This window comes from Erythrobacter sp. (assembly GCF_035194505.1).
GTDB lineage: Bacteria > Pseudomonadota > Alphaproteobacteria > Sphingomonadales > Sphingomonadaceae > Erythrobacter.
In genome coordinates, this window is sequence record NZ_CP136573.1 from 2,588,807 (window position 1) to 2,612,913 (window position 24,107).

At 58.6% G+C, this 24,107-nt stretch carries 19 protein-coding genes, 1 tRNA gene and 4 pseudogenes; 14 read left to right on the forward strand and 10 right to left on the reverse strand.

The window, feature by feature from the left end; genetic code table 11:
- Window positions 1–196 precede the first annotated feature (196 nt).
- Both RSE14_RS12765 and RSE14_RS12770 read left to right on the forward strand, forming a co-directional pair.
- Window positions 197–287 (forward strand) — tRNA-Ser (locus tag RSE14_RS12765).
- Window positions 288–608: 321 nt separating this feature from the next.
- Window positions 609–1,028, forward strand: a complete 420-nt coding sequence (locus RSE14_RS12770; protein WP_324074217.1) for a type II toxin-antitoxin system RelB family anti-toxin transcriptional regulator — start codon at window positions 609–611, stop codon at window positions 1,026–1,028.
- Between the two features lie 284 nt (window positions 1,029–1,312).
- On the opposite strand, the gene RSE14_RS12775 is transcribed toward RSE14_RS12770, so the two are convergent.
- On the reverse strand, window positions 1,313–2,266 hold the full coding sequence (locus RSE14_RS12775) for an AraC family transcriptional regulator (RefSeq protein ID WP_324074219.1): 954 nt from the start codon (window positions 2,264–2,266) through the stop codon (window positions 1,313–1,315).
- Window positions 2,267–2,409: 143 nt separating this feature from the next.
- Between RSE14_RS12775 and RSE14_RS12780 the strand changes: the two genes are divergently transcribed.
- The 3 genes and pseudogenes from RSE14_RS12780 to RSE14_RS12790 form a co-directional block, all read left to right on the forward strand.
- Complete coding sequence (locus RSE14_RS12780) at window positions 2,410–4,587, forward strand: TonB-dependent receptor (protein WP_324074221.1); 2,178 nt, start codon at window positions 2,410–2,412, stop codon at window positions 4,585–4,587.
- A 5-nt stretch (window positions 4,588–4,592) separates the two neighbouring features.
- A complete protein-coding gene (locus RSE14_RS12785; RefSeq protein ID WP_324074222.1) occupies window positions 4,593–5,495 on the forward strand; it encodes an alpha/beta hydrolase in 903 nt (300 codons plus the stop codon).
- A 713-nt stretch (window positions 5,496–6,208) separates the two neighbouring features.
- Window positions 6,209–6,457: pseudogene (locus RSE14_RS12790) on the forward strand (transposase); the annotation flags it as partial.
- A 34-nt stretch (window positions 6,458–6,491) separates the two neighbouring features.
- On the opposite strand, the gene RSE14_RS12795 reads toward RSE14_RS12790, so the two are convergent.
- Window positions 6,492–7,115, reverse strand: coding sequence for a TetR/AcrR family transcriptional regulator (locus tag RSE14_RS12795; RefSeq protein WP_324074225.1), 624 nt, complete (start codon window positions 7,113–7,115; stop codon window positions 6,492–6,494).
- A gap of 52 nt (window positions 7,116–7,167) precedes the next feature.
- On the opposite strand from RSE14_RS12795, the gene RSE14_RS12800 reads away from it, so the two are divergent.
- Together RSE14_RS12800 and RSE14_RS12805 are read left to right on the forward strand one after the other, a co-directional pair.
- Window positions 7,168–7,620, forward strand: coding sequence for an ABA4-like family protein (locus RSE14_RS12800; RefSeq protein WP_324074227.1), 453 nt, complete (start codon window positions 7,168–7,170; stop codon window positions 7,618–7,620).
- The gene (locus RSE14_RS12805; protein ID WP_324074229.1) at window positions 7,617–8,441 is read left to right on the forward strand and encodes a hypothetical protein; all 825 of its coding nucleotides are present in this window, start codon (window positions 7,617–7,619) and stop codon (window positions 8,439–8,441) included. Before RSE14_RS12800 ends, RSE14_RS12805 begins: the two co-directional genes overlap by 4 nt.
- 447 nt (window positions 8,442–8,888) lie before the next feature.
- Here the strand turns inward: RSE14_RS12805 and RSE14_RS12810 are convergent, their stop codons facing one another.
- Window positions 8,889–9,239: a hypothetical protein gene (locus RSE14_RS12810; RefSeq protein WP_324074230.1), complete on the reverse strand. Its 351-nt coding sequence runs from the start codon at window positions 9,237–9,239 to the stop codon at window positions 8,889–8,891.
- A gap of 60 nt (window positions 9,240–9,299) precedes the next feature.
- Between RSE14_RS12810 and RSE14_RS12815 the strand changes: the two are divergent.
- The 3 genes and pseudogenes from RSE14_RS12815 (at window position 9,300) to RSE14_RS12825 (ending at window position 12,172) form a co-directional block, all read left to right on the forward strand.
- Window positions 9,300–10,665: pseudogene (locus RSE14_RS12815) on the forward strand (IS3 family transposase).
- 134 nt (window positions 10,666–10,799) lie between these two features.
- Window positions 10,800–11,072: pseudogene (locus tag RSE14_RS12820) on the forward strand (transposase); the annotation flags it as partial.
- A 293-nt stretch (window positions 11,073–11,365) separates the two neighbouring features.
- Window positions 11,366–12,172, forward strand: a complete 807-nt coding sequence (locus RSE14_RS12825) for a hypothetical protein (protein WP_324074232.1) — start codon at window positions 11,366–11,368, stop codon at window positions 12,170–12,172.
- A 420-nt stretch (window positions 12,173–12,592) separates the two neighbouring features.
- On the opposite strand, the gene RSE14_RS12830 is transcribed toward RSE14_RS12825, so the two are convergent.
- Genes RSE14_RS12830 through RSE14_RS12840 form a run of 3 tightly spaced genes read right to left on the reverse strand, consistent with a single transcriptional unit; the run spans window position 12,593 to window position 17,610 of the window.
- Window positions 12,593–13,912: an HlyD family type I secretion periplasmic adaptor subunit gene (locus RSE14_RS12830; protein ID WP_324074233.1), complete on the reverse strand. Its 1,320-nt coding sequence runs from the start codon at window positions 13,910–13,912 to the stop codon at window positions 12,593–12,595.
- Window positions 13,913–13,946: 34 nt separating this feature from the next.
- Window positions 13,947–15,713: a type I secretion system permease/ATPase gene (locus RSE14_RS12835; RefSeq protein WP_324074235.1), complete on the reverse strand. Its 1,767-nt coding sequence runs from the start codon at window positions 15,711–15,713 to the stop codon at window positions 13,947–13,949.
- Window positions 15,700–17,610, reverse strand: coding sequence for a TolC family outer membrane protein (locus RSE14_RS12840; protein ID WP_324074236.1), 1,911 nt, complete (start codon window positions 17,608–17,610; stop codon window positions 15,700–15,702). Before RSE14_RS12840 ends, RSE14_RS12835 begins: the two co-directional genes overlap by 14 nt.
- Window positions 17,611–17,994: 384 nt before the next feature.
- Here RSE14_RS12840 and RSE14_RS12845 point away from each other — a divergent pair.
- Window positions 17,995–18,216, forward strand: a pseudogene (locus RSE14_RS12845) (transposase); the annotation flags it as partial.
- Between the two features lie 253 nt (window positions 18,217–18,469).
- Here RSE14_RS12845 and RSE14_RS12850 read toward each other — a convergent pair.
- A complete protein-coding gene (locus tag RSE14_RS12850; RefSeq protein WP_324074238.1) occupies window positions 18,470–18,877 on the reverse strand; it encodes a PilZ domain-containing protein in 408 nt (135 codons plus the stop codon).
- A gap of 863 nt (window positions 18,878–19,740) precedes the next feature.
- Here RSE14_RS12850 and RSE14_RS12855 point away from each other — a divergent pair.
- Entirely contained in the window at window positions 19,741–19,896 is a 156-nt protein-coding gene (locus RSE14_RS12855; RefSeq protein ID WP_324074239.1) for a transposase, read from the forward strand.
- 81 nt (window positions 19,897–19,977) lie between these two features.
- Here the strand turns inward: RSE14_RS12855 and RSE14_RS12860 are convergent, their stop codons facing one another.
- The 3 genes from RSE14_RS12860 to RSE14_RS12870 are packed head-to-tail and all read right to left on the reverse strand — an operon-like array spanning window position 19,978 to window position 23,145.
- The gene (locus RSE14_RS12860) at window positions 19,978–20,403 is read right to left on the reverse strand and encodes a type IV pilus modification PilV family protein (RefSeq protein ID WP_324074241.1); all 426 of its coding nucleotides are present in this window, start codon (window positions 20,401–20,403) and stop codon (window positions 19,978–19,980) included.
- Entirely contained in the window at window positions 20,400–21,611 is a 1,212-nt protein-coding gene (locus tag RSE14_RS12865) for a type II secretion system F family protein (RefSeq protein WP_324074243.1), read from the reverse strand. Before RSE14_RS12865 ends, RSE14_RS12860 begins: the two co-directional genes overlap by 4 nt.
- Window positions 21,604–23,145 (reverse strand): GspE/PulE family protein, encoded by a 1,542-nt coding sequence (locus RSE14_RS12870; RefSeq protein ID WP_324074246.1) that lies wholly within the window; start codon window positions 23,143–23,145, stop codon window positions 21,604–21,606. The genes RSE14_RS12865 and RSE14_RS12870 overlap by 8 nt, the downstream gene beginning before the upstream one ends.
- Before the next feature lie 77 nt (window positions 23,146–23,222).
- Here RSE14_RS12870 and gspG point away from each other — a divergent pair, with 77 nt between their 5' ends.
- The gene (gene gspG, locus RSE14_RS12875; RefSeq protein WP_324074248.1) at window positions 23,223–23,672 is read left to right on the forward strand and encodes a type II secretion system major pseudopilin GspG; all 450 of its coding nucleotides are present in this window, start codon (window positions 23,223–23,225) and stop codon (window positions 23,670–23,672) included.
- A complete protein-coding gene (locus RSE14_RS12880) occupies window positions 23,620–24,090 on the forward strand; it encodes a hypothetical protein (RefSeq protein WP_324074250.1) in 471 nt (156 codons plus the stop codon). Before gspG ends, RSE14_RS12880 begins: the two co-directional genes overlap by 53 nt.
- Window positions 24,091–24,107: the final 17 nt, after the last annotated feature.

Here is a 24,107-nt window from a genome sequence, read left to right on the forward strand (position 1 = left end):
GACAAGCAAAAACCCCTTTCCGCGCGCAGATGGGCAGAAAGGGGTTCATGCGACAGGCTTCGTAGGGAATGCCATTCCGCGCAAGCCTGAAGCGCGCGACTCCCATACCACGATTTCCCGGCTCCCACCAATCTACAGCGCCTTGCGGAGCCCGCGGTTCGTCGCTAGTGCGCCCTCCTTGTCCTAAGGGGCATGCGGAGCAGTGGCCGAGTGGTCGAAGGCGCACGCCTGGAAAGTGTGTATACGTCAAAAGCGTATCGAGGGTTCGAATCCCTCCTGCTCCGCCAACGCACCGAGTTGCGAAACAAACTGTCTCCCCCGATCATGGCCGATAGCCATGGCCCCTCAAAAACCAATGAATTTCCGTTACTTAAGGACAGAATAGCTCTTTGCCGCCATCTACCTGCTGGCCGGGGCTGAGTTTGGAGAACCGACGGCCTACCAAGAGCATCACAAACTCCAAGCGGAATCGCGAAGCTTAAAGTCATGAAAATCAGCTATTTATGCCGACTAAACCTTTTAAGCAGAGGTTTGGTCGGTAAGCTGATCTGGCTGCATGCCGCGACCTACGCCAATGGCGTAGGTCGGATCAAAAATGGCAGGCAGAGATGAAGCACCAGACAATACCCCGAAAAGAGCTAAATGTTACAATCACTTTCCTGGATGCAGACAACACAAGCGCCCGCAGACACCATGCGAACATACCATCGGTCGACGTGACAGCGATCAGGCAAAGAACCGGCTTATCTCAGAGCGACTTCGCCGCCAGCATTGGTGTTCCGGAAGGCACCCTTGTAAACTGGGAACAAGGTCGCCGGCAGCCGTCTGGGGCGGCCAAGGTGTTACTTGCCCTGCTGGCAAAGAAGCCCAATCTCGTAGTGCAGCTTTATCGTTCGCCGCAGCCTCGGCAGCGATGGGCGCCGGGACGTCCAGATCCCAGCACCATGACCGCAGATGGGAGGTTGGCTGAGATCGGTGAGATTTTCGCTACCGGCATTTTGCGAATGCAAAATCTTGTAACTAAATAGTAAAATGCTCGGCCTGCCTCCGCTTCCTCGAAAAGGGATAGGGGTGCACTCAGATGATGTCGGCTTCCGGTGCACGCACAAAGTTCAGCAAACGGGCGAAACTAGGTGGTCTCGAGGCTGGCAGGTTTTGGAACGGGAGGGCTAAAACCAGACGTTCGCTTTATCGCGTATGCTGGGCCGTGAACTGCCGATTGTTTATTGACGGATGAAATGTCATCTATCCGGCGTTTCGCATCTAGCACTATTTATCAGAAGGCGACTTTGAAGCACACATCTGCTCACGGCTAACCCAGTTTACGCAGGGCGCTTGGCGGAGCGCCGAACCAGCGGCGGGTGGCGCGCCGGAGGCTGCGCGCCTCGGAATAGCCGACCCGCTCGGCCAGTTCCTCCAGCCCGACCTCTGCCTTCAAGGCCGCGAGCGTCTGTTGCTGGCGGACATGGCTCAGCAGGCCGCGGAAGCTGTGGCCTTCCTCGGCCAGCCGCCGTCTCAGGGTCGGCACCGACAGCCCCATCAACCCGGCCACGCGGGCTTGATCGAGTGGGCTCTGCCACAGCAGGCCGAGCACTTGCTCGGCGATGCTAATGCGCGCCAGCGGCTCGGCGGTGATCTGGCGATAGGTCTCGAACAGCAGGCTCGGCCACAGATCGAAGCGTTCGGCGACGATCTTCACATCTGCGGCGCTGGCAGGATAGACCAGTTCTATATCGTCCCCGCGCCGCACCACTGCGCAGCCGAGCAAGGCGAACAGCGCGCCATTGCCCGGTGCATCATCGGCCGGCGCAATGATGCGGCGCGGCTCCAGCTTCTGCCCAGCCATCCAGCAGCACGCCGTGTGCAGCACCACCATCACCATCTCGAGATAGAGCCGCCGCTGCGCCGGAACCAAGCCTGTGCCCGGGACCTGTAAGCGCAGGTCATGGCCGCGCCGCGCCACCAGCGGCAGATCGGGCCAAACAATCCGCGAAGCGGCGGCCAGCCTGACCAGCCCGTCGCCCAGATCATGCCCCAGCCGCATCGCCGCCAGCAGCAGTTCGAAGCTCCCGTCAGGCACGGTATCCGGCCCGAGCGCGTGCCGTTCATCGCCGGTCTGGTCAATATTGTTGCGCAGCAGCCGCCAGAAATCGAGATGACCGATCGGGGTGCCGTCATCGGGCAGGCCAGCCGCGGCCAGCATCGCAAGCGCCCGCGCTTCGCCGAGCAGGGTTGCGAGAAAGGCGAAGGGGATCTGCGCGCTCACGCCGTCATTTTCGCTTAGAGGGAAAGGCTTTGCAATGACTGATTTGAGCGAAAATGTCCGCATAGCGCGCGCGCTGTTGTCCTTTCCGCGCGCCATGCCCCAGCCTAGTCTTGCCGCAAAACACAGCAGAGGGGAGGCGTGTTATGCGCAGGACAATCTTCGGAAGTGCGGCATCGCTGCTGGCGCTGGTCGCGGCAAGCGGTGCGGCGGCGCAGGAAGGCGGCGGCGCGGCCGCTGGTGCCGCCGAGGCCGATGCGGACGAAATCATCGTCACCGCCGAACGGCGCAACACCAGCGTCCAGGATACACCGCTAGCCTTGTCGGTGCTCGATGGCGACAAGCTGCGCCAGGGCGGCAACCAAGGGCTCACCGAGCTGGCCCAGCAGGTCCCGAGCCTGAGCTTCGCGCAGAGCTTCGGGATTGCCCAGATCTTCATTCGCGGGGTCGGCAACAACTTCTTCTCGCCCGGCGGTGATCCGGGTGTGGCGACCTATGCCGACGGGGTCTACCTGTCGGATCAGGAAGCGACCGCGGTGGCCTTTCTCGATCTGGCGCGCATCGAAGTGCTGCGCGGGCCGCAGGGGGCGCTTTACGGGCGCAATGCGACGGGCGGCGCGGTCAATCTCGTCTCGGAAGGCCCGACGGACAGCTTCGAGGGACGCATGGGCGTGCAGCTGGGCGATTTCGGCCGGGTGCAGGGCGATGCCGTTCTCTCCGGCCCGCTCGGCGGCGGGATCACGGCCCGCGCGAGCGTGCAGTATCGCCGGCTTGACGGCTTCACCCGCAACGAGCTTGCCGGCACCCCGCGCGCGCGCGACCGGGGCGATGCCGAGGACAGTCTGGGCGGCCGCCTCCAAGTCGCGGTGCCGGTGGGCGCAGGCCGCTTGCTGTTGACCGCCAGCGGCTACACCCAGAACGATGCCGGACCCGCTCTCAAGATCCTCGCCGATCCCTTCCCGCATCCGGCCGAATTCCTGTTCGGCGTCCGGCCCTCGACCGCCCCGCGCAGCTTCAAGAGCGAGGGCGCGGAAAACCGCCGCGACGTGTGGTCGGTGACCGGACGGCTCGAACAGCCGATCGGGGCCGCGCAGCTGGTGGTGATCGCCGACACGCGCGGCTCGGACCGGCTGATCACCTATGATCAGGACGGGACCGAGCGTGAAGTGAGCACCACCACGCTCGACACCGACAGCACGCAGTCGAGCCTCGAGGCCTATGTGCAGGGCAATAGCGGATCGCTCGACTGGTTGGCGGGCGCCACCTGGCTGCGGTTCCGCCAGTCGCGCACGACGCTGGTCGACGGGCTGCTGCCGGGGGCATTTCTCGATCCCCAGCTGCCGCTCAATTTCCCGTTCCCCTACGCCTTTGCCGGCGGCGGCACGGTGACAACCGAGGCACTCGCAGCCTATGCCGACGGCAAGCTGGCGCTGTCGGACAAATTCGCGCTGCGGATCGGCGGGCGCTACAGCGACGACACCAAGCGTGCGCGCGAGTTCCTGACCTTCCTCGCCCCGACCATCACCGGCCAGCAGCGCGACAGCTGGGGCGAATGGTCGGGCAAGGCGGGGATCGACTTTACCCCGTCCGAAGACGTGCTGATCTACGGCTCGATTGCGCGCGGGTTCAAATCGGGGGCGCTCAATGTCGGGGCCTTCACGCCTGCGGTCGAACCCGAGATCAACGTCACGATCGAGGCGGGCGCGCGTCTGTCGGGCGCGGGCTGGACGCTCAATTTCACCGGCTACACCTCCGACTACAGCGATCTGCAGATCGTGCAGGTCGGGCCGCTCAGCCAGATCCTCGCCAATGCCGCCTCGGCGCGCATCAACGGGATCGAGCTGGAAGCGAGCCTGAAGCCCGCCGACGGGCTGACGCTCGGTCTCTCGGGCAGCTGGATGGATGCCGAATTCGGCAGCTTCGTCTCGACCGACCAGCGCCGGGGCTTTCAGGCCTTCGACGTATCGGGCAACCAGCTGCCGCTGACCTCGCGCTGGCAAGGCACGGTCTCGGCGCAATACCGTGCCGATCTGGCTGGCGGGAGCAGGCTCGATTTCAACGGCACGATGCAGTGGCGCTCGGAGTATTTCTTTACCGAGTTCAACACGGCCGATGCTCGCCAGGGCGGTTTTGTGCGCTTCGATCTGGGCGCCATGTGGACCAGCGCAGACGGCAGTTGGGCGGTCAACATCTTCGCCCGCAACCTCACCGATCGCCGGGTATTGTCGAGCCTCGCAGTGGTCTCGCCGCTGCTGGGATCGGTGCGAGTGGCCTCGCTCGAGGCGCCGCGCCACTTCGGCATTGGCATCGAGCGGCGGTTCTAATCGCGATGCGCCCCGAACTGACAGAGATCTTTGCGCACCTCCGGCAGGAACCGGACGGGGGTGCCGACCCCGTCAGCGCTATGCGCGCGAAGGTCGAAGGCTACGGCATGGGGTGCAGCGGCGCGGGACTAGCCGCCTGCCAGGTGGTGCCGGTGCGGATCGGGACCATGGCGGCCGAGTGGCTGGTGCCGCCCGCTGCCGGGGACGGCCGCATCGTCTACCTCCACGGCGGTGGCTGGGTGGCGGGCTCGTTGGCCAGCCACCGCGCGATCGCGGCGGAGTTGGCGTTGCTGGCTGAGCAGGCGGTCCTAGTGGCCGACTACCGGCTTGCGCCCGAACATCCGTTCCCTGCAGGTCTTACTGATGCGGCTGCGGCGCTGGCGCATGCCGCAGCGAACGGACCGGAAGGGCCGGGCCGGGCGAGGCGGCTGGCGCTTGCCGGGGATTCGGCGGGAGGCAATCTCGCGGCGGTGGTGGCCCTCGGCCTTGCTCCGCTGGCGGATGTCCCGCGCCCCGACCGCGTGGTGCTGCTGAGCCCCTTCCTCGCGATCACGCCTGTCACTGGAGGGTTCGCCGGCGAGCCGGACGATCCCGCTGTCGCGAGTGATGCGATGGGGTTAGTGGCCGAGCTCTACGCTCCGGGCCGCGATCCGGACGATCCGGCGATCAGCCCGCTGCTTGCGCCCGACGCGCGGCTGACACAGCTGCCGCCGACACTGATCCAGGTGAGCGCGGCCGAGACCCTGCGCGGGCAGGCGCTAGTCTTGGCACAACGCGCTTGGGCGCTCGGCGTGCCGATGCGCCTGTCGCTGTGGCCGGACATGCCGCACGTTTGGCAGGCCTTCATCGGAAATATAACGGAGGCCGACGGAGCTCTCATGGAAGCAGCGGCCTTTCTGAGGATCTGAAGCTGAACGGCAGCTCCGGCACCGGGGTATGGCATGGCAAGTGCGCCTAGCCTTGTGGATTGGCGCGACTGATCATGAAACACGCTGTGGCGGCTTGTAGCCCGTTGCCGTCATTAGCTTGATCGTTTCAACGACCGGTTTCAGGATATCGCCAATCGTCGCTGAGCGACCCAGATGGGTCGGATATGGACGACCAATTGTGGCATATATCCCAGATTTGTTGCTATTCAGAAAGCGCCAGCGAACGGCCGCGTTAGAGAAAAAATGCATTAAAACAGATATATAACTGAGAGAGTTGGTTGGGGGTCGCTCTCGCTCCGCCAACGCACCGAGTTGCGAAACAAACTGTCTCCCCCGACCATCGTCAGTAGGCATGACCTCTTGAAAACCGTTGAATTTCGGTTGCTTCTGAGCGGAATGGCTCTCCACTGCCGCTTCGCCACCCACAGGCCGTGAGTTGGAAAAACCGCCCGCCTACCGAGAGCGCCACGAACTCTATCACCTGTCCAACAGCCTAAAGTCCCAGAAAACGGGCATTTTCACCGACCGAACCCCTTTTTTCTAGGTTCGGTCGATATGATGTTCTCGCTGTCTGCGACGACCTACGCCACTGGCGTAGTTCGCATCGAAAATGGCAGGCCAGAATGAATTGAGTCGCCGCCTTCTGAGTGGCCCAATTTCTATCTTAGAATTGGCCACGAAGGAGGAATGGGATGTCAAGGAAGCACAAGCCGGAAGAGATCATCGGCAAGCTGCGTGAAGCGGAGATTGTGCTGGCGCAGGGCGGAACGGTGGCGGATGCGTGTCGCCGGATCGGCGTCACCGAGCAGAGCTAATACCGCTGGCGTAAGGATTATGGCGGCCTGAATATGGATCAGGCCCGCCGCATGAAAGACCTCGAGAAGGAAAATGCCCGTTTGCGCCGAGCGGTATCTGACCAGACGCTGGACAAGCTGATGCTGGTCCCGGTCAGAATGATGATGCGGCGAATATCGCTCATGTCCGCAGTCCACCCGTAAGCCCGACGATCACGCGGCCGATCATGTCATCATCCAGATCGATCTGACCATCGAGTGACAGCGTGGCGAGGCCATGAACAAGCCCCCAGCAACGTAGCGCCGTGGCGCGCTTGTCATCCTCCGACGATCCGGGCGGGGCGACATCCTCGACTGTCCGGCGCAGGTTGGCCATGGCAGGGTGGGCTTGGTCGATCGGTAGGTGAAGTTGATCCCCCCGTGGCGCCGCCTTCCACATCAGCCTGAACAACTCCGGATTGATGATGGCAAAACGCACATAGGCAGCACCGCTTGCGGAAAATGCTGCCAGCGCACCTTGCCCCGATGCGGCGCGCGAGGCTGCCTGCTGTGCTGCCGCCAGCTGATCAAAACCGGTCAGCGCGAGAGCGACCAGCAATGCATCCCTGTCCGGGAAGTGTCGGTACACGGCGGTCGCACTTACCCCCACTTCCCGCGCCAGCGCCCGCAGCGACAGTGCGTCGGCGCTGTGCACTGACAGCGCATGCATACCAGCTTCGATCAGCGCGCTGCGCAAATCGCCGTGGTGATAGGCATCACGGCCAAGCGCTGGCGCTATGTTGACACTGTTATCATCCCCTGTCATGTTGACGACGTTAACATCATTTGCGCGGGTCGCAAGCGGAGGGTGGCGAATTATGGGCGAAGCAGCCGCGGTTGCGCCGGAAGCAATGTTCGGATGGGCTGGACAAGCAGCCATGATCGGCTGGGGCATCCTGATTTTTCTGCCGAGACGCTGGCCACAGCTCTTGTTTATTCCGCGTTATATGATCCCTTTCGGACTCAGCCTGCTTTATGCCGGACTTGCATTTACGCACTTCTTTACAATCGAAGGGGGAGGCTACGAATCGCTAGATCAGGTCAGACTTTTGCTCTCAAAAGAAGAGATGTTGTTGGCTGGCTGGGTACATTACCTAGCGTTTGATCTCTTTATTGGCGGTTGGATCGCGGTTGAAGCGGATAAAGTTGGCCTAAGTAGAGTGCTCCAGGCGCCAATCCTGGTCGCGACTTTCATGTTCGGACCGGTGGGACTGGCATTGTTCTTGGCAATGCGTGCAGGCCAGTTTCGTAAGCGGGAGGCAGGCATATGAGCGATATAAACATAGCTTATCGAAAGCCCCTTATGCCTCAGTTGGATGACGACCAAGTCACCCGCCTGCTGCTTGTTTCCTGCTTGTTCATGCTTGCGAATTTTGTCGTGTTTGCTCCTGCGTGGTTCCTTGATCCGCGCGTTTTAGACGGCGCCTCCGTTTGGACCAAGCCACAAAAGTTCACCGTTTCACTTGCACTGCATTTCGCGACACTTGCAGTCCTTGCACAGCAATTGCCACGGGAGGTCCGAAGCGGCTCAGTGTTGATCGGTTTTTCCTATGCTGCCGCAGTCTCACTGGTTTTCGAATGGGGTTACGTCAGCTTGCAAGCCGCACGCGCAAGGCGATCACATTACAATTATGATAGCCAGTTCGAAGCGTTAATGTTTGCATTGATGGGGCTAGGCGCGTTCTTGCTGATAGCAGTTGCTATGGCGCTTGCGGTGCAGATTTATCGCAAGGGCGACAAGTCGATGGCCGGTCTGCGTTGGGGCTCGATATTGGGACTGACGCTTGGTTTCATCTCGACGTTGATCTTCGCCGGCTACATGTCGTCGTATGGGCGCTATGTGGGTGGCGACCTGGACCATGTCGGGATGGTGGTTCCGTTTTTTGGCTGGTCTCGCGAGATCGGAGATTTACGTCCAGCTCACTTTGTTTCACTCCACTTGATGCAAACGCTGCCGCTTGCTGGATATATCGCTGACCTTAAAAGATGGCCGGGCGTGAAGCTGGTCGTTGGCGTTGCTATTGTTCAGTTGATGTTCGCAACCTTCCTCTTTGTTCAAGCACTATCAGGCAAACCATTTTGGCCTGTCTAGATGTTTGATCCCAGCATTTGATGGTGCACCCCTTCGCTACAAATGGTGCCCTTGTTAAGCAGCGTTGGTCCTAAAGGGCCTGAAAAATTAGACGTTTAATATCAATAAGATAATAGAAAGAGAGTTCGCCTTCAGGCTCTCTTCCACCGCCATTCAACCCATTGGAATCATTCTATTCCTTGGGTTTGGCGCAAAAAATCCCCTGCATTTCAAGGGTTGTAGGTAGCAACCTCTCCACCGCGCATCTGTGGCGGTTTCCCATATATGCTCTCTTAGGCCCCATATTCTCCAAAGCTCTCGACTGGGCCTGTTTTAGTGGATCATATTAGATCATTGTAATTGTGACATTTTTTAAAAGATCATGCGTTAATTTGGAGGCTGGCAGCATCCGCATTGACAGGACTTAATGTAAACCAGATCGAATTTTTCGTTTTATAGTTATCGAACCTATCTATTAATCAAACGCTCCATACTTTGCTGCCAAGAAGCTTTGAATGCCGCATCTCCAGCAAATAGCTTATATAGCTCGAGCTCATCTTTTCTTCGCATCAACATTACATCCTTCAGCATCTTCTCAAACGCTAACTCCCGATTATGGGGATCGGGGTTGTTTTTATATTTTTCTGTAAAATCCGGGTGCGCTTTGATGCTATTTGCTATGTTAACAAATTTGACGCGTTGCTCTTCTGGCGTTGCACTCCAGCCCTGAAACCAATGTTCGTTGAAGCTTCGTACGATCTCGTCGAGCGAGTCTTTTTGTTCATCCGTACCATTGTCCCCCGTCAGCACCAATGGCACAGATTTGAGGTTGTGATTTAAGGAGGGTTGGGGCTTCGTCGTAGTGACGAAGGAACGAAGATGAAGACCCAATCCTCCTTGAAAAAATCGGCACCCAAAAAGCCCCCCGCTGAGCGGGTTGTGAAGGACATCCGGCGGCAGACCCGTCGTCATTTCTCGGCTGAAGACAAGATCCGGATCGTGCTCGATGGGCTACGCGGTGAAGACAGCATCGCCGAGCTCTGCCGCAAGGAAGGCATCGCCCAGAGCTTGTATTACACCTGGTCGAAGGAGTTCATGGAAGCGGGCAAGCGCCGACTTGCCGGTGATACTGCTCGTGCCGCAACCACCGGCGAAGTGCAGGATCTGCGCCGCGAGGCCCGTGCCCTCAAAGAATGCGTTGCGGACCTGACGCTCGAAAACCGTCTGCTGAAAAAAAGCATGATCGCGGATGGGGAGGGCGAAGAATGAGGTATCCCGCATCCGAGAAGCTTGAGATCATCAGGGTCGTCGAGCAGTCCCACCTGCCCGCCAAGCGGACGCTCGACAAGCTGGGCATCGCCCGTCGGACCTTCTACCGCTGGTATGACCGCTATCTCGAGGGCGGGCCGGAGGCGCTGGAAGATCGCCCTCCGCGCCGAGCCGGGTGTGGAACCGCATCGCGCCTGAGGTGCAGGATCAGATCGTCGGACTCGCGCTGGATTACAGCGAGCTGTCCCCACGCGAACTGGCCGTGCGATTTACCGATGAACGCCAATACTTTGTGTCCGAAGCCACGGTTTACCGCCTGCTGAAAGCACACGACCTAATCACCAGCCCGGCCTATGTCGTGGTGAAAGCGGCTGATGCGTTCCATACCAAGACCACCCGGCCAAACGAGATGTGGCAGACCGATTTTACCTACTTCAAGATCATCGGGTGGGGCTGGATGTATCTCTCCACCGTGCTCGACGACTTCTCGCGCTATATCATCGCCTGGAAGCTGTGCACCAACATGCGGGCCGAGGATGTGACCGACACGCTGGACCTCGCCCTGGCAGCTTCCGGCTGCGACAGCGCCACGGTGCTGCACAAGCCAAGGCTGCTCAGCGATAATGGTCCCAGTTACATCGCGGGAGAACTGGCGGAATACATCGAGGCCAACAAGATGAGCCACGTGCGCGGCGCCCCGATGCACCCGCAAACCCAGGGCAAGATCGAGCGCTGGCACCAGACCCTGAAAAACCGCATCCTGCTGGAGAACTACTTCCTGCCCGGCGACCTCGAGGCCCAGATCGAGGCCTTCGTCGAGCACTATAACCACCAGCGTTATCACGAAGCGCTGTCCAACGTGACACCCGCCGACGCCTACTTCGGCAGGGCCCCAGCCATCATCAAACAGCGTGAAAGGATCAAGCGACAGACCATCGAACATCGGCGCTTGCAAAACCGCAACCTCGCCGCGTAACATCAACCCCCGGACGAGGCCCGCACTCCGCTAATTTACGCCCCGTGTTGTGCCGAATGTTCTGACGACGGACATGAGCCCCTAGATTTCCTCCAGAGATGAGTAGAGTCCGGCCCTGACGAGGAGACGGACGAATGAAGCGGAGCAGGTTCAGCGAGGAGCAAATCATCGCTGTTTTGAAGGAGCAGGTAGCGGGGATGGCGACGGCGGATGTGTGCCGCCGCCATGGGATCAGTTCGGCAACCTTCTACAAGTGGAAGTCCAGATATGGCGGGCTGGAAGTGTCGGATGCCCGGCGGCTGCGCCAGCTGGAGCAGGAGAAAGAGCGGCTGAAGAAGCTGCTGGCGGACTCGATGCTCGACAACGCCATGCTCAAGGAGATCAGCGCAAAAAATTCTAGCGCCCCGTGCCACGCGAGTCCTCGCGCTGGCGATTCAGCATTGCCGGTACCGGCACAACTTTATCCCATCCTTTTGGGTGTATACACTAGAGCGCCGGCATGACCTATTGCCTGACGCAATCTGGCATAAATATTGGGCAGATACATTTTCAACGTTCGTCGCTGTGTTCGGTTTTTTGACCATCCGTCTTCACCCGTGGGATCGACACTACCAGAATGTATCCGATTGCATCTCCCCAAACATCAGGAGTTACAGCAGGAACACTCCAAGGCCCTGTCGGGCCCGAAATCTCCTGCAAAGTGATGATTGTCGACGCTGACGTTAATGGCGCCATTTCGATCGCCGGCAGCGTCCGGGGGTTGGGCTATCAATGCCTGCTATCGGCCGATCCGGTCAACGCCACCGAGATGCTGGAACATGATGTGGACATCGGGATTGTCCTGGCCGATGTGTCGATGGCCTTCACGGGCGATTTCAATCTTCTGGAGCAAATTGACGCACGGTTCGGCCTGCTTCGACCGGTGGTGCCGATCGTTATGGCGGGCGATCCTTCATTGGAAGTGGCAATCCGGGCGATGAACACAAATGCGGTCGATCTTCTGGATAAGCCCCTAAATGACGCAGCCCTGGTCCGAGCGCTGCGCAGAGCCCTTTTGCGGCGCTCCCAACTTGCAAGCATCAAACTTCTGGCCGCTTTCGCCACAGCCCAGTCAACAGATGATCTCGAGCCGGACATCAAAATGGCCAAGGGGCTCAATCAGTCCCCCGAGCAAAAGCTGATGAAGTTGATCCGAAAAACAATCGCGTTTCGTCAGCAGCGCAATGAATACTTCGGCAGCGAATTGTTCTCCGACCCCGCATGGGATATCATTTTGGAATTGACGCTTGCAAAGCTGCAAGGAGTGCCGGTGCCCATTTCAAGCGCATGTGCTGCCGCATCAGCACCCTTTACGACGGCATACCGTCACATTGGAAATCTGGTTGATCACCGCATGGTGCGTCGCTGGAAGGACCCGCTCGATCAGCGGCGCGTGCTTCTGGAACTGGAGGATGATACTCATTCGGCGATATCCGATTTTCTCCTGTCGTCCGATATCTCTATCTAACCACCAGCTGGCCAAGCGAGCCAGCAATTCCTCCGAGATCGCAAAGATCAAGCTCCCAATTCGACCATCCCAGCATCAAGCACCAACTGCTTGCAGCCGGCTGGTACTATGGGTACTGTACTGGGGGGTTCGAGCCTTTAGCTCGCCGCAGCCTAATGTCTGTACCACCCAACGCACACAGAGGGGATTGGAGACACCACCCCATTCATAAATGAGTGTCGTCGCCAGGGCCTTCCTCTCGGCCGAGGTGAAAACCCTTTTCGTCCTGCCAGCCCTCGACAGAACGATACTCAATTATCTTCATTAGAAGAATCGAAATCATCATACAAAGGAGGCATATGAGAATAATTTCAAACAACATAATTGAAACCTACAATTAATTACAATATTTTTATTTCTGTTTTCGTTATAATTTTTAAATTATTGAGTAAATGCCTTGCGTATCTGATCAATGAGCGGCTTCAAAAGATAGCTCATCAAGGACTGTTCCCCAGTGGAAATGTAGGCCTCAAGAGGCATGCCATTCACCAGCGCAGTCTTCCCGATTGCGGTTAGCTCCTGGCTACTGCTGTCGATCTTTACTCTGAAATAGGGTTGCCCCGTTTGCGGGTCCTCGACCCGCTCCGGTGAGACAAAGGCAACAGTCCCCAATATTTCGGGCGACTTTTCCAACTGAAGCGTCGAGAAGCGGAGCCGCACATCCTGGCCTACCCGAACCTGTTCGATGTCTGCGGGGTTGACCCGGACTTCAGCGAGCAACTTGTCTTGATCGGGCACGACCCGCAGGATTGTCTGACCGGGCGGCACGAAGCTTCCGGGCGTGACATAGGCCACGGAGTCCACAACTCCGGACTGTGGTGACCTGATCGTCGCACGCTCAAGAGCATCCCCTGCATCAACCAGCCTCAAACGGCCTTCGCCAAGCTCCGTCACGACCTGATTGAGCTCTTGACCGGCCGAAGTCCGCAAATTCTGGCGTGCATAGCTGATCTCGCGGCTGGTTTCCGTTATTCGCGCCTGAGCCTGACGGATACTGGCTTCTGCGGCGGCAATTTCTCCGCGCAGCACCACGTCGGATCGTTCGATCTCGTTCAGCCGATTGATCGTGACCAGTTCCTGCTGGTACAGCTTGCGCAGACCCTCAAGCTCGGGGGCGAGGAGCGATTGCTGATTGCGCAGAGAAGCGATCCGGCTTCGGTGACCGGTGATCTCTGCCTCCAGCTGCCGCAGTCTTGCCGCCAGCATCCCGACCTGAGCCTCGGTCTCTGCCCGCCTGGCTTGAAACAACTCCTGTTCGCGCGCGATCGAGGTGCGAATGGCAGGATCCCGGTCAACACTGTCGATCGCGGCGAATTGTGCATTGCCTGCGCCCGTCAGTTCAGCTTCCAGTCGCTTGCGCCGGGCCGCCAGTGCCGCGACACCATCGGCCGACACCGCGGCAGTGGTCTGGGCAACATTCGTATCGAGGCGCAATAGGACCTGTCCTTCGGCCACCCGCTGACCGTCTGCAACCAGCAGGTCGGAGAGCACGCCGCCTGTCGGGTGCGTGATCAATTTAGTCTGGGTGGAAGCCGACAGATTGCCAGGCGCGATCACGGCGCCGGCCACGGTCACGACGGTCGATAGAGCGGTTATCGTTGCCACGGTTACGCCGATGCTGAGATAGGCAATGCGCGACCGCTGCTTCAGGCCGCTTTGAGGCAAGATGTCGTCGGCATCGTACAGGATATCAGGTGTCATGGTCTGCTTTTCGCTTCAGAATTGAATGGAGGGATTACGCGCTTGCGGCCTCGTCCTCAGGCATGGTCTGGACGTTGCTCCGCTCCTTGATTGCCTTAAGCACTGCGTCGCGCGGGCCGAATGCGACCACTTTGCCGTCAGCAAGATAGAGGATGTGCGTGGCGAACCGCAGCATTGACTGACGATGCGTGACGACGACCGCTGTCGAGCCATTCTTGCGCAGATTGATCAGCGCAGCGGCCAACGCCTGCTCACCTGCCGGATCGAGGTTGCTGTTGGGTTCATCGAGCACCACAAGGCTGGGCTTTTGGTAAAGCGCACGGGCAAGGCCTACGCGCTGTCTCTGGCCAGCGGAAAGCCGCCGCCCCTCTTCTCCCACTTCGGTTTCGTATCCATCAGGCAGATGCAGGATGAGGTCATGCACACCGGCTTGCTTTGCGGCTTCGGTGATGTCTTCCGATGTGGCGTGCGGGTCGAAGCGGGCAATGTTCTGTGCAACGGTTCCTTCGAGCAGTTCCACCGTTTGCGGCAGGTAGCCGATGAAGCCACCCAGGGTGTCACTTTCCCACTGAGCGAGGGTCGCGCCATCCAGCCGGATGGTTCCGCCGCTCGGAGGCCATATCCCCACCAGCGCCCGCGCGAGAGAGGACTTGCCGGCCCCGCTGGCACCGATCACGCCCACAATGGAGCCCGGCTCGCAAGCGAAGCTCACGCCATGGAGCGTTGGGGTCTCCTGTCCGGCAGGAACGATCTGCAGTTCTGAAACCTCCAGCCGGCCCTTCGGCTTGCTAAGTGCGACGCGCGCTTCCGGGATTCCGTATTTCAGAAGTGTCTGGTTGAGACGGGCCCAGCTCGTCCGGGCCGAGGAGAAGTTTCGCCACTGGGCAATCGCCTGGTCGATCGGTGCGAGCGCGCGTCCGGCAAGGATTGAGCTGGCAAAGATTACGCCGCCAGACGTTTCTCCCGAAATGACCAGCCAGGCACCGACAGCCAGCAATGCGCTTTGGATGAACATTCGCATTGTCTTGCTGATTGTCGAAAGGATGATCAGCGTATTGTTGACTTCGGCCTGCTGGAGACTCAGTTGAGCATTCAGCCCCAAGAACATTCGCGCAAACCGGTGTCGCATCCCCAGCGCTTGGATCGTTTCGGCACCCCGGCGCTTGCGATCGATGAGGTACTGCCTCTTCTGCCCCAGTTCGTTGATCGTGCTGGCAGACTTCTTGTGAAGCTTTTCAGAGATCACCGTCAGCACGACCAGCACGCAGGCGCCGACAAATGCTGCCACCCCCAGCCAGACGTGCAACATCGACAGAACTGCCAGGAAGAACAGGATCCACGGAAGGTCCATGAATGCGCCGGGGCCCGGTCCGGCGATGAAGCTCCGGACCTGCTCGAGATCACGCAGGGGGCCACCCGTGCGATCCGCTGGATCGTTGCTGATCGCAAGTTCGTGCGCAGCGCGGATCGCAAGCGGATTGATTGATCGTTCAAGGTCGGACGCGATATCCGCCAACATCGCACTTCGCTGGACCTCGAAGAATCCTTGCGCGAAATAGATCAGCGTCGCCAGCCCGAAAAGACTGAACAAGGTCGCCATATTTTGAGATGGCAGAGCTCGATCATAAACCATCATCATGTAAATCGATCCGTTGAGAACGAAAAGATTTATGATTACTGAGAGAAAAAATATCGCCACAATCGCGGTGCGCGATTTTCTCAGAGCTGATTTGATATAATCCTTCGATCCGTGGAACTCGGCGAAAGGCATGAATTTTTTCTCCATTTCAGCGGGCTCCATCAGTGTCAGATTGCGTTCCGGTCCATCGCGGCTGACCCAGCGTCGAGAAGCGGCGGACGATGCAGTTCTGACGCCCCAGGCGCAAATCGTGGCACGCCGCTTCCGCGGCTTCGAAGTCCGCGAAAGGCCCGACAGCGAGGCGGAACATCTCTTTGTCAGCGGATCTGAAGCTGGTGATGACCGGCAAGGTATGGCCAACAATGCGGGTGGTTTCAGCCTTGACCATTTCCCAATGCTGCCGCGCGGATGCTTCCTTGGAGAACGCTGCCAACTGAATGACCCATTGGGTTGGCTCGATCCCAGTGATTGGACGGGCGGGTTGAGGCGAGGATGCGATTGAGGGGGTCCGCCCGGCAGGCGCCACTTGGCGTTCGGGCCGGACCGGCTGCACATCGGACAGCGAGGGTACAGCAGCCGCAATCGGCATCTCCTCCACCGCGAGCGTCGGCCACGGATCAGCGATCGGCGGAGCCGCAGTCGGTGGTGCGTTGATGATGGGAACGGATGCAGAGCCGGCGACGATGCCGGTTTCAGGTTCCGGAACCAGCTCTGTCGCGCCGTGTCCCACCCCCAAGTGATGCGCCTGCGTCCGCCCCATAGTCGTCAGAAGCGCAAACGCCGCGACGTAGGAATCGCGCTGCGCTGTCACCAGTTGAACCTGAGCATTCCGCAGCTCCTGTTCAGCATTGAGGATATCGAGGATTGTTCGGGTTCCGACGTCGCTTTCGGCACGGACGCCGGCCAGGGCACTGCGCGCCGCAGCAACGGCACGCTCGCTTGCCACGACCACGGAACTGGTTGCCTGCCAGTTGGCATATTCGCTTCTCGCGCGTGCAGCGAGTGTCCGCTCAAGATCGCGAATAGTCAGGACGGCCTGGTTCTCTCGTATATTCGCTTCGCGGATACCGGCGGAAGTTCTGCTTCCCTGAAACAAGGGAAAATTCACCGAGAAGCCTACGGTCGCTCCAAAGGGGCTGGTGTCCCCTTGGAGAGGAGCCTGTGCCACATTGCCATACCGACCATTGGCAACGGCGGACACCGACGGAAGCGCCCGCCCCCTGGCTGCGCGCCATTCGTAACGCCGGGACTCGGCAACTGCGCGCGCTGCGAGGACCTCGGGATTTTCCTCAAGCGCCTCGGCTGCCGCAGTTTCGGGATCGGGAGGCATGTTGCGAAGAAGCGGCAAGGGCGCGAGGGCATCCGCCTGCATTCCTGTAACGCGTTGGAACTCCTCTATTGCCTCGATCAGATTGGCCTCAGCTGTTTGCACTTCGCCATATGCAAGAGCAACGCGGGATTCCGCCTGCGCAACATCGGTCCGGGTCAGATCGCGCGCCTGAAAGCGCGCCCGCGTGGCCTTGAGGGTAGTGTTCAAGGTTTCGAAGTTGTCCCTGCTCAACGCAAGGATTTGGCGATCACGGATGACATTCGCGTAGGCCGAGACAACTTCGGAGAAAACTTGCGCCTCAGCCGCTCGCTTTCCAACGTTGGACGCGTCGGATTGTGCCTCGGCGGCCTTGATCTGGTTCTTTACACTTCCGCCTCGATAGAGGGGTAGGGTGACTTCCGCTTGAACCGACACCAGATTGGGGCCCAGGCGCGGTCCCACAACAGCTTCGTTGACATTGAGGTTTGCGTTGAGCTCCGGCAGCCCGTCGGCTCGGGAAATGGTGACGCGCTCAAGATCAGCCTCGTACTCAGCTACCGCATTAGCGATGACTTCGCTTCGCTGATATGCGGCCTGCAACGCTTGCGTCAGATCTTCCGCCTTAGATGGACTTTCAATATTATAAAAAATCGCTGCAAGCCATCCAGCAGTAACGAGAAATCTTACAGACCTCCGGTTGCATTTTACTGATACTTCGCGGTTTTCGACGAATAGATTGTGTTTGATCATGATTCATTTCATAAAATAAATCTCCTAATCGCCAGTTAACCTCGAATTTCCTCACCCAACATATTTTATCCATATTGATAAGGTAATTTTTCAATTCGAAAACCATTCTGGTCTTGCGGCGCGTGTTTTGGAAGGCATGCCGATTGCACATGATGGGATCGGACCCAGCAAAAAAAGCCGCGCAGGGTTTCTCTAGACCATCTGCGGGGTCTTGAAAGCTGCCCATTGCTGGTACAGCTGCCTTTGGCTTTAGGGCCATGAGCGCTGCAGCGAGCGGAACTCGGTTTCGAGCTAGGCTCAGGACCCATTAAATTTCTTGCACAAGCGGCCTTCGGTTAACTCAATGGCGGCGCTGAGGAGGCGCTGCCGTTAACTGAGGTTTGGATGTTGAGCGAGGCGCAGATGTGCCGGATCGAGGCCTATTTCCCACTGTCGCACGGCATCCTGCGGGTCGATGATCGCCGGATCGTGAGCGGCATCATCTTCGTGATCAGGAACGGGCTGCGGTGGCTCGATGCGCCGGCCGCGTATGGTCCGCACAAAACGATCTACAACCGCTTTATCCGCTGGCGCCACCTGGGTGTGTTCACCCGTCTTTCTGAAGGCGCCCTCGATAGGTGCGGTTTTTGAGCTTAGGCTAGAATACCTGGGGGCATAGGGCGCATGCCGTTAAACGGAATTGTCACCATGTTAACACTCAGTAACCTAGCCGAGCCCTGCCCCAACCGCTCACTATATTGGATTTATCCTTTGGGGTAAATCAATCTAGAAAACTGATCTCAAAAACCAAAGTCAACCAAAATTGTCACAATGCCAAGTTCAGGCCACGCCCCGACTGCGCGCCCGCGCAGTTGGCCCTCTACTCACCGCCAGCATACCACCATTCCCTTGCCGCAAGATACTTTCTTAGCTCCTCGGCCTGAGTCCAATTCCGTGCGTATGTATGCAAGTTCATGACCTGGTCCCGAGTTAACCGGTTGTCGAACACTACGCCGGTCAACGCATAGGCAGTCGAATAGGAAGCTATGCGGACACCGACCGCGAAAATATCGAAAGGTCCGGCGCGAAGGTAGGCGCTTGACCCAACAGAGAGTGGGCTCGTCGTCTTGACGAACGCGCCGACATCCGAAAGGTCGAGCACCACGCAGTCGAGCGTATCGTATACGCAGACAAGCTTTGCGGGGAGGAGCATCGGTGTACGCGGCGAGGCACGCCGTTCGGACATTGGATCACTTCCAATCCCCTGACGATCGAAAGAACGCTCCATTGGCCCAATTCCTTTCAGTTTAACCGCGAAACAATCTTGAGCGCCGAAGCCAATCGGAACAGATCGCAGCCGTGTTGGTCAATTTGGACCAAAGTCTGATTGCAATGACCCAAGCAAATGACCCACGCGATAATCAAAACGCAGGTCCCTAACGAAGGCGCCCGAACCCGACCGCTGACCAACAGTACCGGCAGCAGCATGCGGGTCTCGGTCACGACATTACCATCATCTAGTCACAGCACCTTGGGCTGGCGGAGGCCGACCTTAGGCGTCCATCCGCGCGTCCGCCGCTCGATGCACCGGGACCAGACAATGCATCGAGCGACGGCACCCGTAATTAGCCAATCAGCCATCCGAATATGCAGCAGCGGGAGACAGGGCGCCGCTCATCTTGGCCAGCAGTTAGCCGTTAAGCTCGGTAGCAACGACATCAAAATGAGTGTTGAGGCCGCCACCGACGCTCCCCATGGCAGTTAAAGCACAAACAACAATGTTATCAGCTATAAATCTGCAGTCGATAGAGGCCACACCATCTTTTTTATAAATACCTTTACAGATAATTTTCGATCAAATTATTCATTTTTTCGATTTCGAATAAGCATTTCACATCGCTTAGACGCTTTCTGTTTAGAGTCTAAGGTGATAATAATAGGTAAATATTTTACTACTTATTAGGTATACATCCTTAAGGGTGTATTTTTCGGTGCTCTGCCGTTTGAGAAGTGGATCACCTGCGCTTGAAGTTTTCCTCCGTACGGTTCCTTGGTTGGGTGAGGAGGGGACGCCGGTTGCCATGGTCTGTGACGTGCTCCCCTGAAATGTGACCGCTTTTTGGTAGAGTCTGACGCAAGGAGTCGGACGGAATGAAGCGAAGCAGGTTCAACGAAGAACAGATCATTGCGATCTTGAAGGAGCAGGAAGCTGGGATGGCGACGACGGAGGTCTGCCGCCGCCACGGGATCAGCGGGCGACAGGTCACGCGCTTCGTACAGCGTACTGCAGCGTTATTGTTGCCGTAATCCGCCGTGCTGCAAAAAGCTTCCGATCGACAACACCAAAGGCGGAGCCCCAATAACTCGTCCGCCTTCAAAGTGGTGAGGTCAGAGCGTGGGCCGTCCATCGGGTCCAGTGCGGCCTATCAATTCGACCGAGCCCCGCACGATCACCGAATCGGCTTCGATTATCGCGTAGTTCACCTTAAAAAGCGCGACCCGATAACCTGTCTCACGGCCCAGCCAGGCAAGCTGCGGGCGATAATTTCCAACCATGCGCGCGTTCCATTGCAACCACACCGATTGGCCAAGCGCCTTCCGGCCCGACGGTTCGGCCGCCGGCTTGATCTGACGCAGCAGTGCCAGCGCGTTCGCCTCATACTGAATCGCCTCTGCTTGTGCGAGTTGGCGCGACTGCATCTGCAGCAGGCTCATACGAAAATCGATCAGCGCCATCAGGCCCACCGACAATATGGCCAGCGCGACCAAGAGCTCCAGCGTACTAAAGCCATGTGTTTGACGACGCGCGATCACAGTGGAACCGTTTCGTATACGCTCGTCAAAGAGGCAATCAGGCCGTAGACGATAAGCCCGACAAAAAGCGAAACCACAACCACCACAGTTTGCTCAAGCACCCCGGTTGTACGCTTCAGACTCTCTCGAAGTCCCAATTCCGTGTCGATTGCGATGCGCCGGAACATGTCGGCGAGAAGCCCCGATTCCTCGCCCGCTCGCACGAGGCTCAACTGGGCCTCATCCAAAAGCTCAATCGCAGCGATCGCGTCTGCCACCCGGCTGCCGATTCGCAATTCACGTGACGCGTTGATTGCTCGTGCCTGCAACGACGTATCCTTAAGGCCATCTGCAGCCAACCCCATGGCATCGACGATGGATATGCGTGCGAGCAGCGCAAAGGTCATGATCCGACACCACCTTTCGCGCTCTCTTTGCAGCGCCAGCCGGGCAAGCAAAGGGATGTGGCGGATTGCAAAGCGGCGCAGCCAGGCATTGTCGCCACGCAGGCCTGTGACAGTTAGGAAAAGGAGCGCGACCATTGGCACGATCAACGCCAACCCAAAACTTTGCTGCGCCAGGTCCCCGAGCCAGAAAATCAGCCGTGAGGTCGCATCAAGCTGATCGCGACGTTCGCCGATTAGCGCTGCGAAGCGGGGTATGACAAACAGCATCATGATCATGCCGACCAGCAATCCGGCAATCGACAAGAAGGTGGGATAGACAAGCGCGCTTTTGATGGTTGCTGCAATGCGTTCCTCTGCCTCTAATTGGTCGATGGCGTGGCCGATTGTTTCTGCGAGGCAGCCGCCGGCCTCTCCAGCGTTGACCAGCGCGAGAATATCGGACGGCATTCCCGGAATTGCGGTGCTAAGGCATGCGCCCAACGGCTTTCCGCCACGCAGTTCGGCCATAGCAACGCCGATTGCCGAACGCAGTGCTGGCGTGGCTGACCCGGCCTGCATCGCCATAAGTGCCTGCATCAAATCGACGCGCGCCTGAAGCATCAATCCCAATTGTCGCAACAGAGCAATCTGGTCGCGGCGGGATGCTGCCTTGCGGCCGGCAGTGTCGCCCGCACCGGAGCGTTCCAGCTTAACAACGGTCAGATGCTGACGGGTGACCCGGGCAAAGGCTTGGGTCGCATTGTCGGCTTGCACCGTCCCGCGCTGCCGCCGCCCGTTGCCGTCAATGGCGACATAACAATAGCTTTCATCGTCATCAGCCATTTCGGTCACCCAGCACACGCTGGATTTCGGCCGCGTCGGTCAATCCGGCGTCTGCCTTGTCACGGGCGTCATCGATCATCGGTCGATAGCTTGTCTGCGAGGCAATTTGTTCAAGCTCACTCTGCGGGGCGTTACGTCGGATCGCGTCGCGCAACAGCGGATCGACGCCCATAAGTTCATAGACGCCGATCCGGCCGCTGTAGGTGTTGTCTGCGCAGCGCCGCCGCAACAAACGTTGCGCGATGATCCCGCTGATCGCTTCAGCCAGCAGATAGCCTTCAACGCCAAGGTCGACCATGCGCGTGATGGACGTTGCGGCTGAGCGGGTGTGTAGGGTGGAAATCACCAAATGCCCTGTCATCGCGGCGCGGGTTGCCATTTGTGCCGTTTCTGGATCGCGAATTTCACCCACAAATATGACGTCAGGATCCTGACGCAGCATCGACCGCAGGCCAGTGGCAAAGTCCAGTCCGATATCCTGCCGAACATTGACCTGAATCACCCCTGGCAGATCGATTTCAACAGGGTCTTCGATGGTGATGATCTTGCGTGAACCGTCATTCAACTGCTCGAGCAGTTTATAGACCGTGGTAGTTTTCCCCGATCCGGTGGGGCCGGCGATCAACAGCAGACCAGCAGGCTGGCGGATCAAATTGCCCAATTGCTGGGCCATCGCCGGCGCTACACCCAGTTCGACGAGCGAGGGTAGGTCAACGGTGCGGCCCAGAAAGCGCAGTACGATCGATTCGCCCCAAACTCCCGGCAGGCAGGATGCGCGGATATCGATGTCGCGACCGGCAATTCGTAGGCTGTAACGGCCGTCCTGCGGCGTTCGTCGTTCAGCGATATCCATTCCGCACAAGAGCTTGATGCGCGAGGCGATGGCTGCAAAGCGGATTCCAGGAACGGTACGCCAGAGATGCAGCGTTCCATCAATCCGCAAGCGGATCTGCATGTCACCCTTGAAGGGTTCGATATGAATGTCGCTTGCCCGGCGGGCCATCGCTTCCGACAGCATTGCATTGATGAATTCGATTGCCGGCGCGTCTTCCGCCAGTTCTTCTAGCTTGCCGATGTTGCCTGATGCAGGCAGATTGCCACTACCCTCCTCCAGATCGGCCAGAACGGCGCGCAGCATGCGCAACGAGACCACAAAGCGGCGACCGGGCGCAATGTCCCACTGCTCCATCGCCTCTTCGATCAGCGCGTTGCTGCCGCTGGCAAGAGCGATGCAGGGAAGATCAAGCGCGTCGCGCCAGATCAGCACTTCCTGCTCTGCAAGCCAGTTCAGGGAAAATCGCAGGCCCTGCTGCGCGGCAAGGATCTGGCTACTTCCAGGCGCCTCTGTCAGCAATGGCAGGGCCATTACCTCCGCCACTGCCTCGGCCAGCCGCTCGTCGCCGATAACGCCCAAACGGACCAATGCCGACGCGATCGAGCCGCCACCATGCGCCTGTAACGCCCGAGCCTCAATAAGGTCAGCCTGCGAAATCAAGCCATCTGATTTAAGGAAATCTAAATCGCTAATGTACAAATCACAAAACCCTGAGATGCTCCGGAGTGCACCTTATCCTTCAGTCGCAATGACTGCTATCATTTGGTATATCAAACATGAAAAATACCCGCCCACATTTCGAAAATGGTTTCACTTTGGTAGAATTAATTATCGTTCTGGCGATAATTGGCCTCATTATGGCGTTGGTTGCTCCACGTTTGATGGAGCAATTCGATAAGTCCAAAGTCGTTGCTGCGCGCGCACAAATCCGCTCTTTGGAATCGGCACTGGCGTCGATGCGGCTTGATATTGATCGCTATCCGAGCAGCGCTGAAGGGCTTTCGCTATTGCAGTTTCCGGCCGCCGATGTCGTAGATAGTTGGCAGGGGCCTTATCTGGCAGCAGATGTGCCGAAGGATCCTTGGGGGCGCCCGTTCATCTATCGCGAGCCACAAACGCCTGATGGACGGCCCGTCATCGGTACGCTGGGCAGCGACGGTTCGGCAGGTGGTAATGGCACCGCGCGCGACATTTTTGTGGGCGGCGCCGATGCCGGCAAACGATAGCGAGCATGGCTTTGCGCTTGTCGACGTTTTGATTGGCTTGGCTATGACTGCGGTACTGTTGGCGCTTATCGTCGATTTATTGACGGCAGAGAGCATGCAAAGCCGCCGCTTCATCTCCCGCAGCCATGCTGCGGTGGAGCAGTTGCAGGCGCGCCGCATCTTCGTTTCAGAGGCCGCTCGGGCAACTGGACTTGCTGACGCGCGCCAGCTCGGCGATTTGCGGATCCTCCCCGATGCTCTTGTGCTGCAAGCGCAAGGCAGCCCGCAGACTGTCTTGCGCTGGGAAGCGGGGGTCGCCAGCTTCTCTTACAGCAAAGACGGCTTCATATGGCGCGATACTAGTAATGATGCCGACAGCGAGATGGTTCGCTTCAACCTTCGGGAAGGCGACCAATCACACGTGTGGATCGCACCGTGACTGGGAGTTACAACGAC

Excerpts from the sequence above, each read along its gene's own strand:
- RSE14_RS12770 (WP_324074217.1), top strand. The coding sequence starts at position 609 with ATGAAGCACCAGACAATACCCCGAAAAGAGCTAAATGTTACAATCACT.
- RSE14_RS12780 (WP_324074221.1), top strand. The coding sequence starts at position 2,410 with ATGCGCAGGACAATCTTCGGAAGTGCGGCATCGCTGCTGGCGCTGGTC.
- RSE14_RS12785 (WP_324074222.1), top strand. The coding sequence starts at position 4,593 with ATGCGCCCCGAACTGACAGAGATCTTTGCGCACCTCCGGCAGGAACCG.
- RSE14_RS12795 (WP_324074225.1), bottom strand. The coding sequence starts at position 7,115 with ATGACAGGGGATGATAACAGTGTCAACATAGCGCCAGCGCTTGGCCGT.
- RSE14_RS12800 (WP_324074227.1), top strand. The coding sequence starts at position 7,168 with ATGGGCGAAGCAGCCGCGGTTGCGCCGGAAGCAATGTTCGGATGGGCT.
- RSE14_RS12805 (WP_324074229.1), top strand. The coding sequence starts at position 7,617 with ATGAGCGATATAAACATAGCTTATCGAAAGCCCCTTATGCCTCAGTTG.
- RSE14_RS12830 (WP_324074233.1), bottom strand. The coding sequence starts at position 13,912 with ATGACACCTGATATCCTGTACGATGCCGACGACATCTTGCCTCAAAGC.
- RSE14_RS12835 (WP_324074235.1), bottom strand. The coding sequence starts at position 15,713 with ATGGAGCCCGCTGAAATGGAGAAAAAATTCATGCCTTTCGCCGAGTTC.
- RSE14_RS12840 (WP_324074236.1), bottom strand. The coding sequence starts at position 17,610 with ATGATCAAACACAATCTATTCGTCGAAAACCGCGAAGTATCAGTAAAA.
- RSE14_RS12850 (WP_324074238.1), bottom strand. The coding sequence starts at position 18,877 with ATGGAGCGTTCTTTCGATCGTCAGGGGATTGGAAGTGATCCAATGTCC.
- RSE14_RS12855 (WP_324074239.1), top strand. The coding sequence starts at position 19,741 with ATGAAGCGAAGCAGGTTCAACGAAGAACAGATCATTGCGATCTTGAAG.
- RSE14_RS12865 (WP_324074243.1), bottom strand. The coding sequence starts at position 21,611 with ATGGCTGATGACGATGAAAGCTATTGTTATGTCGCCATTGACGGCAAC.
- gspG (WP_324074248.1), top strand. The coding sequence starts at position 23,223 with ATGAAAAATACCCGCCCACATTTCGAAAATGGTTTCACTTTGGTAGAA.
- RSE14_RS12880 (WP_324074250.1), top strand. The coding sequence starts at position 23,620 with ATGGCACCGCGCGCGACATTTTTGTGGGCGGCGCCGATGCCGGCAAAC.